The sequence below is a fragment of the Pseudomonas sp. CBS genome (assembly GCF_024734645.1).
GTDB lineage: Bacteria > Pseudomonadota > Gammaproteobacteria > Pseudomonadales > Pseudomonadaceae > Aquipseudomonas.
In genome coordinates, this window is sequence record NZ_CP102929.1 from 6,512,987 (window position 1) to 6,528,464 (window position 15,478).

General features: G+C 61.3%; 13 protein-coding genes. 6 read left to right on the forward strand and 7 right to left on the reverse strand.

All coding sequences use genetic code 11. The annotated features are described in order from the left end of the window. The first annotated feature begins 12 nt into the window (after positions 1 to 12). Positions 13 to 204 carry a PLDc N-terminal domain-containing protein gene (locus NVB75_RS29770; protein ID WP_003172956.1) on the forward strand — a complete coding sequence of 64 codons (192 nt, stop codon included), beginning with the start codon at positions 13 to 15 and terminating at the stop codon, positions 202 to 204. Positions 205 to 321: 117 nt separating this feature from the next. Here the strand turns inward: NVB75_RS29770 and NVB75_RS29775 are convergent, their stop codons facing one another. Then, on the reverse strand, positions 322 to 792 hold the full coding sequence (locus tag NVB75_RS29775) for a methylated-DNA--[protein]-cysteine S-methyltransferase (RefSeq protein ID WP_275712523.1): 471 nt from the start codon (positions 790 to 792) through the stop codon (positions 322 to 324). A 322-nt stretch (positions 793 to 1,114) separates the two neighbouring features. Here NVB75_RS29775 and NVB75_RS29780 point away from each other — a divergent pair, with 322 nt between their 5' ends. Continuing rightward, the gene (locus NVB75_RS29780; protein WP_258344569.1) at positions 1,115 to 3,202 is read left to right on the forward strand and encodes an LTA synthase family protein; all 2,088 of its coding nucleotides are present in this window, start codon (positions 1,115 to 1,117) and stop codon (positions 3,200 to 3,202) included. A 60-nt stretch (positions 3,203 to 3,262) separates the two neighbouring features. Here the strand turns inward: NVB75_RS29780 and NVB75_RS29785 are convergent, their stop codons facing one another. Further along, positions 3,263 to 3,415 carry a DUF3309 family protein gene (locus NVB75_RS29785; RefSeq protein ID WP_003216767.1) on the reverse strand — a complete coding sequence of 51 codons (153 nt, stop codon included), beginning with the start codon at positions 3,413 to 3,415 and terminating at the stop codon, positions 3,263 to 3,265. Positions 3,416 to 3,744: 329 nt separating this feature from the next. Here NVB75_RS29785 and NVB75_RS29790 point away from each other — a divergent pair, with 329 nt between their 5' ends. Next, positions 3,745 to 4,566 carry an SDR family oxidoreductase gene (locus tag NVB75_RS29790; RefSeq protein WP_258344570.1) on the forward strand — a complete coding sequence of 274 codons (822 nt, stop codon included), beginning with the start codon at positions 3,745 to 3,747 and terminating at the stop codon, positions 4,564 to 4,566. A 370-nt stretch (positions 4,567 to 4,936) separates the two neighbouring features. Then, positions 4,937 to 5,146: a carbon storage regulator CsrA gene (gene csrA, locus NVB75_RS29795; RefSeq protein ID WP_258344571.1), complete on the forward strand. Its 210-nt coding sequence runs from the start codon at positions 4,937 to 4,939 to the stop codon at positions 5,144 to 5,146. A gap of 3 nt (positions 5,147 to 5,149) precedes the next feature. On the opposite strand, the gene NVB75_RS29800 is transcribed toward csrA, so the two are convergent. The 5 genes from NVB75_RS29800 to mnmC all read right to left on the reverse strand — a co-directional run bounded on the left by NVB75_RS29800 (position 5,150) and on the right by mnmC (position 12,419). Continuing rightward, positions 5,150 to 5,377 (reverse strand): YheU family protein, encoded by a 228-nt coding sequence (locus NVB75_RS29800; protein ID WP_003192759.1) that lies wholly within the window; start codon positions 5,375 to 5,377, stop codon positions 5,150 to 5,152. 59 nt (positions 5,378 to 5,436) lie between these two features. Next, the gene (locus NVB75_RS29805; RefSeq protein WP_003216760.1) at positions 5,437 to 6,621 is read right to left on the reverse strand and encodes an osmoprotectant NAGGN system M42 family peptidase; all 1,185 of its coding nucleotides are present in this window, start codon (positions 6,619 to 6,621) and stop codon (positions 5,437 to 5,439) included. A 133-nt stretch (positions 6,622 to 6,754) separates the two neighbouring features. Then, positions 6,755 to 8,500, reverse strand: coding sequence for an N-acetylglutaminylglutamine synthetase (gene ngg, locus NVB75_RS29810; RefSeq protein WP_258344572.1), 1,746 nt, complete (start codon positions 8,498 to 8,500; stop codon positions 6,755 to 6,757). 3 nt (positions 8,501 to 8,503) lie between these two features. Beyond that, positions 8,504 to 10,276 carry an N-acetylglutaminylglutamine amidotransferase gene (locus NVB75_RS29815; protein ID WP_258344573.1) on the reverse strand — a complete coding sequence of 591 codons (1,773 nt, stop codon included), beginning with the start codon at positions 10,274 to 10,276 and terminating at the stop codon, positions 8,504 to 8,506. 154 nt (positions 10,277 to 10,430) lie between these two features. After that, positions 10,431 to 12,419 (reverse strand): bifunctional tRNA (5-methylaminomethyl-2-thiouridine)(34)-methyltransferase MnmD/FAD-dependent 5-carboxymethylaminomethyl-2-thiouridine(34) oxidoreductase MnmC, encoded by a 1,989-nt coding sequence (gene mnmC / locus NVB75_RS29820; RefSeq protein ID WP_258344574.1) that lies wholly within the window; start codon positions 12,417 to 12,419, stop codon positions 10,431 to 10,433. A gap of 154 nt (positions 12,420 to 12,573) precedes the next feature. Between mnmC and pap the strand changes: the two genes are divergently transcribed. Further along, the gene (gene pap / locus NVB75_RS29825) at positions 12,574 to 14,091 is read left to right on the forward strand and encodes a polyphosphate:AMP phosphotransferase (protein ID WP_258344575.1); all 1,518 of its coding nucleotides are present in this window, start codon (positions 12,574 to 12,576) and stop codon (positions 14,089 to 14,091) included. A gap of 102 nt (positions 14,092 to 14,193) precedes the next feature. Next, positions 14,194 to 15,378, forward strand: coding sequence for a thiolase family protein (locus NVB75_RS29830; RefSeq protein WP_258344576.1), 1,185 nt, complete (start codon positions 14,194 to 14,196; stop codon positions 15,376 to 15,378). Positions 15,379 to 15,478 lie beyond the last annotated feature (100 nt).

Sequence of the window (15,478 nt, forward strand, 5' to 3'; positions counted from 1 at the left end):
AGGAGCGACACCATGGGTTCCACTTTTAATGGTCTGATCGGGTTGATCATCCTCGCGCTGGATATCTGGGCGATCATCAACGTGTTCAAAAGCGGCGCGAGTACCGGCGCCAAAGTGCTGTGGATCCTGCTGATCCTGCTGCTGCCGGTGTTGGGTTTGATCATCTGGGCGATCGCCGGGCCGCGCGGTAACGTGCGCATCTGAAGATCTGCAACGTAGACGTAGACGTAGCAGCTGTCGAGCCCGAGCGAGGCTGCGTCTGCGGTGTGTCAGGCACACCGCGAACGCAGCCTCGCTCGGGCTCGACAGCTGCTACGGTTACTAGATCAACCAGCTGCCTTCCAGCTCCAGCAACTTCACCTTGTTTTCAATCCCGCCGCCAAACCCCACCAGTGTTCCATCGCTGCCCACCACACGGTGGCAGGGGATGATGATGGAAATCGGGTTGGCGCCATTGGCCGTGCCCACCGCGCGAATCGCCTTGGGATTTTTCAGGTACTGGGCCTGTTCGCCATAAGTCCAGGTGTGCCCATAGGGAATTCGCAACAACGCCTGCCACACTTGCTGCTGAAAGGGCGTGCCCACCGGCGCCAGTGTCAGATCAAACACTTCGCGCTTGCGTGCAAAATACTCATCCAGTTGCCGTCTTGCTTCATCCAACTCGTTAGTTGCCAGTGCCCAATCTGCCTGCACCGGGCATTGATGCACGTCCATATATAACAGGCGCAGACCGTGTTCATCGGCCGCGAGTAACAGCGGCCCGAGGGGGCTTGGGTGGTAGCAATAAAACATCATGGGCAATCCAAAAGGGCAGAGGGCCAAGATACGGCCCCAAGTTGCTCGCTACAATCCCGGCTGTTTTTTGTGTGTCAAGATATTCGCTGTACAAAATTTTCACATTCCATCCAAGACAATTCGCCGGCTATTTTCCCTGCCAGGATGCTCTAAGACGAGTCTCGAACCCTGGCCGGTATGAGTAATCAATGGCGTTGCCGGCGTTGATCGGGCACCATTTGCGCCATTGCGTTAACTGCCTGCCCCAGCTTGCCTGGGCGAGGGCGGGGCGCCGCTGTATTCATTCGCAACTTAAACTTCCAATGGGTCCTAAAACGACATGGCAAACCCGGACGCCCTGAATCAGCAGCGAGCTTCTAATCGCTTGCTGCAACCGACCGTCAAATCCCATCTGGCGTACACGCTGCTTTGTGCCTTGATCATGATGGTGATGTTCTCCCTGCTGCGCCTGGCGCTGCTGGTCTACAACCGCGAGATGATCCTCGACACGCCGGCCTCGACCTTCCTTGAAGCGTTCGGCAATGGCCTGCGCCTGGATATCCGCCTGGTGATGTACCTGCTGGTGCCGCTGCTGCTGGCCTTGTTCAGCGTGCGGGCCATGGCGGCGCGCGGGTTTTTCCGCTTGTGGCTGACGGTCGCGTCCAGCATCGCCCTGTTCCTGGGCCTGATGGAAATGGACTTCTACCGCGAATTCCACCAGCGCCTCAACGGCCTGGTCTTCCAGTATGTGAAAGAAGACCCGAAAACCGTGATGAGCATGCTCTGGTACGGTTTCCCGGTGGTGCGCTACCTGCTGGCCTGGGCCGTGGGTACGCTGATCCTGAGCATCGCCTTTAAAGGCGCCGACCGTGCAACGCGCCCACGTGGCCCGTTCAGCGGCGGCACCATTGGTACCCGCCAAGTGGCGCCGTGGTACACCCGCATCGCGGTGTTCGTGGTTTGCCTGCTGGTCGCCGTGGTCGCCATTCGTGGCACCCTGCGCCAGGGCCCGCCGCTGCGTTGGGGCGACGTGTACACCACCGACTCGAACTTCGCCAACCAGCTGGGCCTTAACGGTACCTTGTCGCTGATTGCGGCGGCGAAGTCGCGCTTCTCCGAAGAACGCTCGAACATCTGGAAAGCCACGCTGGAGCAGCCGTTGGCCACCCAGACCGTGCGCGACATGCTGGTGTTGCCAAGTGAAAAACTGGTAGACCCCGACACCGCTGCCGTGCGCCGTGACTTCACGCCGCCGGCCGAGAAGACCCTGCCGATCAAGAACGTCGTAGTGATCCTGATGGAAAGCTTCGCCGGTCACTCGGTGGGCGCCCTGGGCCGCCCGGGCAACATCACGCCGTACTTCGACAAACTGTCCAAGGAAGGCCTGCTGTTCGACCGCTTCTTCTCCAACGGCACCCACACCCACCAGGGTATGTTTGCCACCATGGCGTGCTTCCCGAACCTGCCGGGCTTCGAATACCTGATGCAGACCCCGGAAGGCAGCCACAAGTTGTCGGGCCTGCCGCAGTTGCTCAGCCATCGCGATTTCGATGACGTGTACGTCTACAACGGTGACTTCGCCTGGGATAACCAGTCGGGCTTCTTCAGCAACCAAGGCATGACCAACTTCATCGGCCGTAATGACTTCGTCAACCCGGTGTTCTCGGACCCGACCTGGGGCGTGTCCGACCAGGACATGTTCAACCGTGGCCTGGAAGAGTTGAAGGCCCGTGAAGGCGGCAAGCCGTTCTATGCGCTGCTGCAAACCCTGTCCAACCACACGCCGTACGCATTGCCGACGCCATTGCCGGTTGAGAAGGTCACCGACCGTGGCAGCCTCAACGAGCATCTGACGGCCATGCGCTACTCCGACTGGGCCCTGGGCCAGTTCTTTGAAAAGGCCCGCAAGGAGCCGTACTTCAAGGAAACCCTGTTCGTGATCGTGGGCGACCATGGCTTCGGCAACGAGCAGCAGATCACCGAAATGGACCTGGGCCGTTTCAACGTGCCGATGCTGATGATTGCGCCGGGCATGCAAGAGAAGTTCGGCGAGCGTGACCACACCGTGGGCACTCAGATCGACATCGTGCCGACCATCATGGGCCGCCTGGGCGGTGACACCCTGCACCAGTGCTGGGGCCGTGACCTGCTCAACCTGCCTGAAGGCGACAAGGGCTTTGGCGTGATCAAGCCGTCGGGCAGCGACCAGACCGTCGCCTTGCTCACCGGTGACCGCGTATTGGTACTGCCCAAGGAAATGCCACCTAAGTTGTGGGAATACGAACTGGGCGCCAACCCGACCGGGAAGGTGATTCCAGAATCGCCGGACGAGGCTGCGCTGAAGCAGAAGCTCGAGTCGTTCCTGCAGACGGCTACCAAGAGCCTGCTGGACAACACCGCCGGTGTAGTGGACGGTAAGCCGGACTAAACACCCGCGCATAAAAAAAGAGGCCTTTTAAGGCCTCTTTTTTTTGCACGCTGGAACGCGTTATATCTTGCCGAGCAACAACAGAATCAACAGCACTACCAACACAGTACCGAGAATACCCGATGGCCCGTAGCCCCAGTTACGTGAGTGAGGGAACACTGGAAGACCGCCGACCAGCAGGAGGATCAGAATAATGATAAGAATGAGGCTCATGTTTTGTTTTCCTTATTGTCTTCTGAAAAGACCTGTTATTTAACGGATAGGCCCGACAGCTGATACGGACGCCTTAATAACTCCGACCCCTGTGTTTGGCAGAAAATTCCGTGTTTTTTTAAAGCTTTTCGCTAACTAGCTTATTTCCTTTAACCGCATTGCAAATAACTGTCCTTAGTTCAAATAAATGGAACTTGGCGGGTTTCCCGCTATCCGACCCGGCCCACGGTTTGCCCGGGGCATTCAGCAATCTGATGGTGCGTGGGTGCGGGAAAAACCTTCGCTACACTGCGGCTCACTTCTTCCGTGAACCACAAGGCTACTTTCCTATGCAAAATCGCATGATGATCACCGGCGCCGGTTCTGGCCTGGGTCGCGAAATCGCTCTGCGCTGGGCCCGCGAGGGTTGGCAGTTGGCCTTGTCGGACGTCAGCGAAGCAGGCCTGCAAGAAACCCTAAAGCTTGTACGCCAGGCCGGCGGTGACGGTTTCACCCAGCGTTGCGACGTGCGCGATTACAGCCAGCTCACCGCCTTCGCACAGGCCTGTGAGGAAAAGCTCGGCGGCATCGACGTGATCGTCAATAACGCCGGTGTGGCGTCGGGCGGGTTCTTCAGCGAACTGTCCCTGGAAGACTGGGACTGGCAGATCGCAATCAACCTGATGGGCGTGGTCAAGGGCTGCAAGGCCTTCCTGCCACTGCTGGAACAGAGCAAGGGCCGCATCATCAACATCGCCTCGATGGCCGCCCTGATGCAGGGCCCGGCCATGAGCAACTACAACGTGGCCAAGGCCGGCGTCGTGGCGCTTTCGGAAAGCCTGCTGGTGGAGCTCAAGCAGCAGGAGGTCGGGGTGCATGTGGTGTGCCCATCCTTCTTCCAGACCAACCTGCTGGATTCGTTCCGCGGGCCGACGCCGGCGATGAAGGCCCAGGTGGGCAAGCTGCTGGAAAGCTCGCCGATCACCGCCGCACAGATCGCCGACTACATCTATCAGCAGGTGGCTGAAGGGCAATTCATGATCCTGCCCCACGAACAGGGGCGCATGGCCTGGGCACTGAAACAGAAGAATCCGCAGTTGCTGTATGACGAGATGACCGTGATGGCGGACAAGATGCGGGCCAAGGCTCAGTCGCAGGCGGTAAAAAGTTGAATTTCAGGTGAGTACCTGATGTGGCGAGGGAGCTTGCTCCCGCTGGGGGGCGAAGCAGCCCCAAAACCAGCCGCCCAAGTCTTCCTGAAAGAATGCATTGACCTTATTGGGGGCTGCTTCGCACCCCAGCGGGAGCAAGCTCCCTCGCCACAGCAAGCTCCTCGCCACAGCAAGCTCTCTAGCCACAGAGAGCGTCTGCAAATATGAACATATTGTTTGGTTCTTGGGTGTAATTCGAGATTATTCACTGCCTGTCTGTAGGGTAATTTACCCTGATGTGTAAGGCATGCCTGTTTAACCTGAAGGCCATTGATGGTGATGGGCGGGGGGCGCATGGTCGGGGTTCGGTAACTTAAAAAGGACGAACCCCATGCTGGTATTAAGCCGCGCGGTAGGTGAAATAATTTCGGTGGGTGACCAGATCACTTTGCGCATTCTGGAAGTGAATGGCACTCAGGTGAAGCTGGGTGTGGAAGCGCCGGTGGGGGTCAATGTGCACCGGGCGGAGGTCTACCAGAAGATCCTCCGTCGCCAGGGGCAACAGGCCAACACCCATCCGGTGCCGGTGCCCAATCCTTGAGTGTCAGTCGAACAGATGCTTGGGCACGTCGTGTTTGAGCATCAACTGGCACTGCTCGCTCTCGGGGTCGAAGACAATCAGCGCCTGGCCTTTGGTCAGTGCCTGGCGTACCCGCAGCACCCGGGTTTCCAGTGGCGTGTCGTCACCATTGTCGGTGCCGTCGCGGGTCACGAAGTCTTCGATGAGGCGGGTCAGGGTATCGACTTCAAGTGCATCGTAGGGAATCAGCATACAAGCCTCGGCTAAGGAATCCCGGCGATGCTACTGCGCCGGGATCCCAGTTGCCAGTCTCAGGTTTTTTGACCCACCAGGCTGTCCACCGACGGCACGCGGGTATCGCTCTCCATTTGCGTGTCGTGTTCGATCTGGTGACTGAACCGGTCGAGGGAGCCTTTGGCCGGTTGTGCATCGCTGGCGAACACTGGCGGGCTGAGGATGTACGCGCCCAGCAGGCGACTCAGTGCGGCGAGGCTGTCGATGTGCGTGCGCTCATAGCCGTGGGTGGCATCGCAACCAAACGCCAGCAGCGCGGTGCGAATGTCATGGCCAGCGGTTACCGCCGAATGCGCGTCACTGAAGTAGTAGCGAAACAGGTCGCGGCGCACCGGCAACTCATTCTCCGCCGCCAGGCGCAGCAGGTGGCGGGACAGGTGATAGTCATACGGCCCGCCGGAGTCCTGCATCGCCACACTCACCGCGTGTTCGCTGGAGTGCTGCTCGTGGGCTACCGGAGCGATATCGATCCCGACGAATTCACTCACATCCCACGGCAATGCCGCAGCTGCACCACTGCCGGTTTCTTCGGTGATGGTGAACAGCGGGTGGCAGTCGATCAGCAGCGGTTGACCGCTGTCGACAATCGCCTTGAGCGCCGCCAGCAGTGCGGCAACCCCGGCTTTATCGTCCAGGTGACGGGCGCTGATATGCCCGCTCTCGGTGAACTCCGGCAGCGGGTCGAAGGCGACGAAATCGCCGACGCTGATACCCAGGGAATCGCAATCGGCACGGGTGGCGCAGTAGGCGTCCAGGCGCAGCTCGATGTGGTCCCAACTGATGGGCATTTCATCCACGGCGGTATTGAACGCGTGACCGGAGGCCATCAACGGCAACACGCTGCCACGGATTACGCCGTTGTCGGTAAACAGGCTGACGCGGCTGCCCTCGGCAAAGCGGCTGGACCAGCAGCCCACTGGCGCCAGGGTCAGGCGGCCATTGTCCTTGATTGCCCGCACGGCGGCGCCGATGGTGTCCAAGTGCGCGGAGACAGCGCGGTCAGGGCTGTTTTTCTGGCCCTTGAGGGTGGCGCGGATGGTGCCGCGCCGGGTCATTTCAAACGGAATGCCCAGCTCTTCGAGGCGCTCGGCAACATAGCGCACGATGGTGTCGGTAAACCCGGTGGGGCTGGGAATGGCGAGCATTTCCAGCAGCACTTTTTGCAGGTAAGCGAGATCCGGTTCGGGGATGGTTCGGGTCATAAAGACTCCTGATGAGTTGAGGATGATCGTTCCCACGCTCTGCGTGGGAATGCCTCATGGGACGCTCTGCGTCCGCTCTTGTGACGCGGAGCGTCACGGGCTGCGTTCCCACGCAGAGCGTGGGAACGATCATTCACGCCGTCGGTTGGCTATGGGGAAACAGCAGGTCCACGAACTTTTCAGCCGTCGGCTGCGGTTCATGGTTGGCCAGCCCGGCCCGTTCGTTGGCTTCGATAAAGACGTAGTCCGGTTGGTCGGCGGCCGGCACCATCAGGTCCAGGCCCACCATGGGGATGTCCAGGGCCCGGGCGGCGCGCACGGCGGCTTCCACCAGGGTCGGGTGGAGGATGGCCGTCACGTCTTCCAGGCAGCCACCGGTGTGCAGGTTGGCGGTACGCCGCACGGCCAGGCGTTCGCCTCGCGGCAGGATGCTGCTGTAGTCGTAGCCGGCGGCCTTCAGGGTGCGCTGGGTTTCAGCGTCCAGGGGGATTTTGCTTTCGCCATCGGTGGCGGCCTGGCGCCGGCGGCTCTGGGCCTCGATCAACGCGCCAATGGAGTGCTGGCCATCGCCGGTGACTTCCGCCGGGCGGCGAATCGCGGCGGCGACCACTTCGAAACCGATCACCAGAATCCGCAGGTCGAGGCCTTCGTGGAAGCTTTCCAGCAGTACGCGCGAGTCGAACTGGCGGGCCGCTTCAATGGCTTTTTGCACGTCTTCAATGGTCTGCAAATCCACCGCCACGCCCTGGCCTTGTTCACCATCCAGCGGCTTGACCACGATGCGCTGGTGTTCGTCGAGAAACTCCAGATTGTCATCGGCACTGCCGGCCAACTGCTGCTCCGGCAGCCTCAAGCCTGCAGCCTTCAGCGCTTTATGGGTCAGGCTCTTGTCCTGGCACAACGTCATGCTGATGGCGCTGGTCAGGTCGCTGAGGGATTCACGGCAGCGCACCCGGCGGCCACCGTGGCTCAAGGTGAACAGCCCGGCTTCGGCGTCGTCCACCTGCACGTCGATCCCGCGCCGATGAGCTTCCTCGACGATGATCCGCGCATAGGGATTGAACTCCGCTTGCGGGCCGGGGCCGAGGAACAGCGGCTGGTTGATGCCGTTCTTGCGCTTGATGGCGAAGGTGGTCAGCGCGCGAAAGCCGAGCTTGGCGTAGAGACTTTTCGCCTGGCGGTTGTCGTGCAGCACCGACAGGTCGAGGTAGCTCAGGCCACGGCTCATGAAGTGTTCGATCAAGTGACGCACCAGCACTTCACCCACGCCGGGGCGGGTGCATTGCGGGTCCACCGCCAGGCACCAGAGGCTGCAGCCGTTCTCCGGGTCGTTGAAGGCTTTGTGGTGGTTAAGGCCCATCACGCTGCCGATCACCGCGCCGCTGTCTTCATCCTCGGCGAGCCAATACACCGGGCCGCCTTGATGACGTGGCGTCAGCAGTGCCGGGTCTACCGGCAACATGCCGCGCCCCTGGTACAGCTGGTTCACCGCTTGCCAGTCTGCCTCGCTCTGCACCCGGCGAATCCGAAACCCGCGAAACACCCGGGTTGCCGGGCGATAGTCGGTGAACCACAGGCGCAAGGTGTCGGACGGGTCGAGAAACAACTGCTGTGGATCAATCCCGAGGATCTGCTGTGGCGCTGCCACATACAACGCGATATCCCGTTCGCCGGGTTGCTCGTTGAGCAACTCCAGGGCCAGGCTCGCCGGGTCCGGGAACGTGTGGCCGATCAGCAGCCGGCCCCAACCGCAATGCACGGCAATCGGCGTGGGGTCCAGTGCGCTGCCGTCTTCGGCTAAGCGGGCTTGCAGACGCTCGTAGGAGGGCGCCTGGCCCCGCAGCAAGCGTTGGCTGTAAGCCGTGGCATGAGGTTTCATGAATCAGATTCCTTGTTCGCTGAGCCACAGGTTCAGCGCCGCCAGTTGCCACAGCTTGGAGCCGCGCAACGGGGTCAATTGGCCTTGGGGATCGGTGAGCAGGCGGTCGAGCATCGCCGGGTTGAACAGGCCGCGATCCTGGCTCGGGTCCAGCAACAGGTCGCGCACCCAGTTCAAGGTGTCACCCTGCAAATGCTTGAGGCCGGGCACCGGGAAATAGCCTTTCTTGCGGTCGATGACTTCGCTCGGGATCACCCGGCGCGCCGCTTCCTTGAGCACTTGCTTGCCGCCGTCCGGCAGTTTGAATTTGCCGGGCACGCGGGCCGACAGTTCCACCAGGCGATAGTCGAGAAACGGTGTGCGCGCTTCCAGGCCCCAGGCCATGGTCATGTTGTCGACGCGCTTGACCGGGTCATCAACCAGCATCACGGTGCTGTCCAGGCGCAAGGCTTTGTCCACTGCGGCATCGGCGCCGGGCTGGGCGAAATGCTCGCGCACGAAGTCACCGGCGGCGTCATTCGCAGTCAGCCATTTCGGCGCGACAGTGGCGGCGTAGTCGTCGTAGCTGCGGTCGAAGAACGCATCGCGGTAGGCGGCATACGGGTCGCTGGCGCCGTCCACTTGTGGGTACCAGTGGTAACCGGCGAACAGTTCATCGGCGCCCTGGCCGCTCTGCACCACTTTGCAGTGCTTGGCCACTTCCCGCGACAGCAGATAAAAGGCGATGCAGTCATGGCTGACCATCGGCTCGCTCATGGCGCGGAACGCCGCCGGCAATTGTTCGATGATTTCGCTTTCGGCGATGCGCAGTTGGTGGTGCCGGGTGCCGTAATGCTTGGCGATCAAGTCCGAATACTGGAACTCATCGCCGCGTTCGCCACCGGCGTCTTCAAAACCGATGGAGAAGGTCGACAGGTCCTGCACGCCGACTTCGCGCAACAGGCCCACCAGCATGCTGGAGTCGACACCGCCGGAAAGCAGCACGCCTACGTCCACTGCCGCCCGCTGACGAATCGCCACGGCTTCGCGGGTGCTGTCGAGCACGCGGTCGGTCCAGTCTTCGAGGGTCAGGTTGGCTTCATCGGCGTGAGGGCCGTAGGGCAGGGTCCACCAGGTTTTCTGTTCAGTCTTGCCATCGGCGTCGATGCGCATCCAAGACGCGGGCGGCAGTTTTTCAATGCCCGCCAGCAAGGTGCGCGGCGCAGGCACCACGGCGTGGAAATTCAGGTAGTGATTGAGGGCCACCGGATCGAGGATCGGGTTGATATCGCCGCCCTTGAGCAGCGCCGGCAAGGCCGAAGCAAAACGCAGGCGCTGGCCGGTGCGCGACAGGTACAGCGGCTTCACGCCGAGGCGGTCACGGGCGATAAACAAGCGCTTAGCATCGCGCTCCCAGATGGCGAAGGCGAACATCCCGTTGAGCTTGGGCAACAAGGCTTCGCCCCAGGCGTGGTAGCCCTTGAGCAACACTTCGGTGTCACCACCGGAATAGAAGGCGTAGCCCAGGGCTTCCAGCTCTTCACGCAATTCCGGGAAGTTATAGATCGCGCCATTGAACGCTAGGGACAGGCCCAGTTGGGCGTCGACCATCGGTTGGGCAGAGCCGTCCGACAGGTCCATGATTTTCAGGCGTCGATGGCCCAGGGCAATCGGCCCTTGGGCATGGAAGCCCCACGCGTCAGGACCGCGTGGCGCCAGGTGATGGGTGATTCGCTCCACCGCTGCCAGGTCGGCAGGTTGGTGATCGAAACGTAACTCTCCAGCTAATCCGCACATAAATTCCTTACCGGTTTTTCCGTTGGGGAGGGATAGAAATGCAGCCGCCAAAAATAGCGGGTACCCAGAGACTGACCCGGGTAAATTGTGGGAGTTTTAGAACAATACGTTATAAGGCAATGAGCCTTGACGGGCTGTGGGCCCGTCTTGGCCTTCAGGATTTGCCTGGGTTGCCGCGAATCAGGGCCCGCAGTGCGAAGCGATTTGGGTGGCAGGCTTCGCTGACACTGCGCGGCAGCGGCAGCGGCTCGTCGTCGAGCCAGGCGGCTAAAAGCTCGGCGCAGAGTGGCGCAGTGACCAGTCCGCGTGAGCCATGGCCACTGTTGATATAGAGGCCGTGCAGCCACGGGCAGGGCGCGTCGGGGATATGCCGGGCGTCTTTGCTGAGGGCGGCGTAGGTGTGATCAAACGTCTCGCGTTGCGCCAGCGGCCCGACGATCGGCAAGTAGTCCGGGCTGGTGCAGCGGAACGCGGCGCGGCCTTCGAGCTGTTCGGGTGCCAGGCTGTCGGCGCCCAGGCGTTGCAGCAGGTCGAGGGAGATTTCCCGCAGCATCTCGAGGTTGCCCACGTGCTCGGCCACCGTGGGCGTAAGGTCATCGCTCTTGAAGTCAAAGCTGGCGCCGAGGGTATGCTCGCCCAGACGTGGCGGGGCGACGTAACCCTCGGCGCACACCACCGTGGCCAACGCCTGGCTTTGCGCCGTTTGCGGCAGCCGGGTGATTTGCCCGCGGATGCGTTTGAGAGGGAGGTCAGCGCTGAAGGAAAACCGCTTGATCTCGCCGGCACCGGCCAGCACTACCACGCTGGCCTGCGCCAGAACCGTATCGCCCTGCAGCGCCTGCCACTCACCTTCGACCTGTTTGAGCTCAAGGGCGTCGTGGTGCTGGAGCACCTCGATCAGCGGATGCCTAGCTTGCCACTGGCACAGCGCGGGCGGGTGGACCCAGCCGCCCTCGGGGAAGAACAAGCCCCCTTGCTCCAGGGTTATCCCGGCTCGCGCCTGGGCCTGCTCGTTATCCAGCAGGTGCAACAGGTCTGGAGCAAAAGCGCTGGCCAGCTGTGCCTGGCGCTCGGCTTCCTTGGCATTGAAGGCCAGTTGCAGCACGCCGCAGCCATCCCAGTCCACGCCACGTTGCAGATGCTCCAGCAGGCGCCGCGTATGGCCGAACCCGCTGAGAATCAACTGCGACAGTGCCGTGCCATGGGCTGAAAGCTTGAGGTACAACACCCCTTGCGGGTTGCCGGAGGCTTCCTGGGCGAGCGCTGCGTGACGTTCCAGCAAGCTGACCCGCCAGCCCCGTGCCGCCAGGCTGGCCGCCGTGGCGCAACCGGCCAGGCCACCGCCGATGACGAGGGCATGGCGTTCACCGGAAACGGCAGGCGGGCGCGCAAACCAGGGTTTTACCGCGGCAGGCGCGGGCGTTTCAGCGGGCCAGCCGAGAAACTCACCCCGCAGGATTTCCCACTTGTGGCCGATGCCCGGGGTGCGCTTCATCTTGAATCCGGCTGCATTGATCAACCGGCGCACCCAGCCGGTGCTGGTAAAGGTGCTGATGGTCGAGCCCGGCGCCGCCAGCCGCGCCAGTTCGGCGAACAGCTCGGCGGTCCACATATCGGGGTTTTTGGCCGGGGCAAAACCGTCGAGTAACCAGGCGTCGACCTGGGCGTCCAGCTGGGGCAATTGCTCCAGGGCATCGCCGATCAACAGCGTCAGGCTGACGCGACCGTTATCCAGCACCAGCCGCTGGAAGCCCTGATGGATCGCGATGTATTGCGCCAATAGTTGCTCGGCGAACGCTGCAAGTTCCGGCCAGAGGGCGAGGGCGCGTCGCAGGTCGGCGTGGCTCAGCGGGTACTTTTCCACGCTGACAAAGTGCAGGCGCGCGCCCGGCACCGCATGTTGTTCGAACAGTTGCCAGGCGCACAAAAAATTCAACCCGGTGCCGAAGCCGGTCTCTCCAATCACCAACCGCCCGCCCACCGGCAGCGCAGCAAAACGTTCCTGCAAACGGTTCTGCTCGAGGAACACATAGCGGGTTTCTTCAAGGCCCGACTTGTCGGAGAAGTACACGTCGTCGAACACCCGCGAGTGCGGGCGACCTTGGTCATCCCAGTCGAGCTGGGCGTGGGATACGGGGTTCATGGGCGGCTCATAAAATACGGCAGGCAAAGGCAAGGCGGCCATTCTAGCTGATCAACAGGGGTGTCATTGATCCATGACAACCGGGTGTGGAATTTCCTCCGGCGCTGCACCGTCCAATCCGCTAGTCTTGCCTCATTCTGGAACGGAGCCGCCCATGTTCGAATCTGCCGAAATCGGTCACGCCATCGACAAAGACACCTACGACGCCGAAGTGCCGGCCTTGCGCGAAGCGCTGCTGGAAGTGCAGTACGAACTGCACCAGCAGAAGCGCTTCCCGGTGATCATCCTGATCAATGGCATCGAAGGCGCCGGCAAGGGCGAAACCGTCAAATTGCTGAATGAATGGATGGACCCGCGCCTGATCGAAGTACGCACCTTCGACCAGCAGACCGACGAAGAGCTGGCCCGCCCGCCGGCCTGGCGCTACTGGCGCCAGCTGCCGGCGAAAGGTCGCATGGGGGTCTTTTTTGGTAACTGGTACAGCCAGATGCTGCAGAGTCGCGTCCATGGCGAGATCAAGGATGCGCGGCTCGACCAGGCCATCGCCGGTGCCGAGCGCCTGGAAAAGATGCTGTGTGACGAAGGCGCGCTGATCTTCAAGTTCTGGTTTCACCTCTCCAAGAAGCAAATGAAATCCCGGCTCAAGGCCTTGCAGGACGACCCGCTGCACAGCTGGCGCATCAGCCCGCTGGACTGGCAGCAGTCAAAGACCTACGACAAGTTTGTGCATTTCGGTGAGCGGATCCTGCGCCGCACCAGCCGTGACTATGCGCCCTGGTACGTGATCGAAGGTGTCGATGCGCATTACCGTGGGCTGACCGTTGGCAAGATCCTGCTGGAAGGCCTGCAAAATGCGTTGAAAGTGTCCAAGGCTAAACCCAGCGGCATGAACCCGGCGCCGCTGCCGTCGGCGGTTGACCAGATGAGCTTGCTGAACAGCCTGGACATGAGCCTGAGCCTTGAAAAGGACGATTACGAAGAACAACTGATTACCGAGCAGGCGCGGTTCTCCGGGCTGATGCGTGACAAGCGCATGCGCAAGCACGCGTTGGTGACGGTATTCGAGGGCAACGACGCGGCGGGCAAGGGCGGCGCGATCCGCCGCGTGGCGGCCGCCCTCGACCCCCGGCAGTACCACATTGTGCCGATTGCCGCGCCCAGCGAAGACGAACGCGCCCAGCCTTACCTGTGGCGGTTCTGGCAGAAAATTCCGGCGCGGGGCATGTTCACCGTGTTCGACCGCTCCTGGTACGGCCGGGTGCTGGTGGAGCGCATCGAAGGCTTCTGCACGCCGACGGACTGGATGCGCGCCTATGGCGAGATCAACGACTTCGAAGAGCAACTGCGCGACGCCGGGGTGATCGTGGTCAAGTTCTGGCTGGCGATCGACAAGCAGACGCAGCTGGAGCGGTTCCAGGCCCGCGAGGAAATCCCGTTCAAACGCTTCAAGATCACCGAGGACGACTGGCGTAACCGCGAGAAGTGGGACGACTACCGGGCGGCGGTGGGTGACATGGTGGACCGCACCAGCACCGAGATTGCGCCGTGGACGCTGGTTGAAGCCAACGACAAGCGCTGGGCGCGGGTGAAGGTGTTGCGCACCATCAACCGGGCGCTAGAGGAGGCGTTCGACAAGACAGACAAGCATGACAAGAAGGGCAAGAAGAAGTAACGCCATGCTTTTGCATACGCGGGATGAATGATTGTCGCGGTTGAAGAGGGCGGGATCTATGCTCGATCCATCTCTCAACAACCCCAACAATAGAGGTAGCCCATGCGTGAAGTAGTGATCGTCGACAGCGTGCGAACCGGCCTGGCCAAGTCCTTTCGCGGCAAGTTCAACCAGACCCGCCCCGATGACATGGCTGCCCATTGCGTCAACGCGCTGCTGACCCGCAACGGCATCGACCCGGCCACAGTCGAGGATTGCATCGTCGGTGCCGGCTCCAACGAAGGTGCCCAGGGCTACAACATTGGCCGCAATGTGGCGGTGTTGTCGCAACTGGGCACCGGTACGGCGGGCATGACCCTTAACCGTTTCTGTTCCTCGGGCTTGCAGGCAATCGCCATTGCGGCCAACCAGATTGCTTCCGGTTGCAGCGACATCATCGTGGCCGGCGGGGTTGAATCCATCAGCTTGACCATGAAAAGTGTGAACACCGATAACCTGATCAATCCGTTGCTCAAGGAGCAGGTGCCGGGTATTTATTTCCCTATGGGGCAGACCGCGGAAATTGTTGCGCGGCGGTATCACGTGAGTCGTGAAGAGCAGGATCTGTATGCGCTGCAAAGCCAGCAGCGTACGGCTCAGGCCCAGGCTGACGGGTTGTTTGATGATGAAATCGTGCCGATGGCGGTGAAGTATAAGGTTGAGGACAAGAACACCGGCGCGGTGCAGGTGTTGGATGGGGTGGTGGACCGTGATGACTGCAATCGTCCGGATACGACCTTGGCCAGTCTTGCGGGGTTGAAGCCGGTGTTTGCCGAGGATGGGTCGGTGACGGCGGGGAATTCGTCGCAGTTGTCTGATGGGGCTTCCATGACACTGGTGATGAGCCTGGAGAAAGCGCTGGAACTGGGGCTGAAGCCTAAGGCGTTTTTTCGCGGGTTTACGGTGGCGGGGTGTGAGCCGGATGAGATGGGGATTGGGCCGGTGTTTTCGGTGCCCAAGTTGCTCAAGGCTCGCGGGCTGGCGGTAGCGGATATTGATTTGTGGGAACTGAATGAGGCGTTTGCTTCGCAGTGTCTGTATGCGCGTAATCGGCTGGAAATTGATAGCGCCAAGTACAACGTCAACGGTGGGTCGATTTCCATCGGGCACCCGTTTGGGATGACGGGGTCGCGGCAGGTGGGGCATCTGGTGCGTGAGTTGCAGCGGCGTCAGTTGCGTTACGGCATTGTCACTATGTGCGTTGGGGGGGGGATGGGGGCTACTGGGTTGTTTGAGGCGGTGCGGTAGGTTGGGGGGCATATCCGTTATTTAGGTAACGGCGGCTTATGGTTTCGCTCTTACAGCCATCCCTTTCAAGGTCTGCGTTTAAAAGCCCGTTTAAGGCCGT